Genomic DNA, 567 nt, shown 5'->3' on the forward strand with positions numbered 1-567 from the left:
GCAGGAGATGGGCGCGCAGCTGCTTTCGCGGATGCTCGGCCCCAACCCGACGCAGGAGGGCGCGATGGAAATTGCCTTCCGCAAGTCCGAGGACGAGCGCTCCTACATGCTCACGCTGGAAGACCTGCGCTGGACGCTGGTCGAGATGCTCGACGACCGCGAGGAGGTTTGCCAGCAATACGGCAACGTCACCGCCTCGTCGATCTCGGCAATCCAGCGGAACATTCTCGCGCTCGAGGCGCAGGGCGGCAGCCACCTATTCGGCGAACCGCCGTTTGAGATCACCGATTTCATGGCCGTGGCCGCCGACGGTCGCGGCGTCGTCAACCTGCTGCATGCCGACCAGTTGATGGAAGCGCCGAAACTTTATGCCACCTGCCTGCTGTGGCTGCTCAGCGAATTGTTCCGCCGGTTGCCCGAGGCTGGCGATCTGGACAAGCCGAAACTCGTCTTCTTCTTCGACGAGGCGCATCTCCTGTTCAATGACGCGCCCAAGCCGCTCGTCCAGCAGATCGAGCGGATGGTGCGTCTGGTGCGATCGAAGGGCGTGGGCGTGTTCTTCGTCAC

The 567-nt window shown here is 63.3% G+C and carries 1 protein-coding gene; it reads left to right on the forward strand.

What is annotated here, in order from left to right; all coding sequences use genetic code 11:
* The coding region (locus IPF36_RS34240; RefSeq protein ID WP_195432365.1) for a helicase HerA-like domain-containing protein at nucleotides 1-567 on the forward strand (567 nt) is incomplete at both ends.

It is taken from the genome of Cupriavidus sp. IK-TO18 (assembly GCF_015549295.1).
In the GTDB taxonomy this organism is placed as follows: domain Bacteria; phylum Pseudomonadota; class Gammaproteobacteria; order Burkholderiales; family Burkholderiaceae; genus Cupriavidus; species Cupriavidus oxalaticus_A.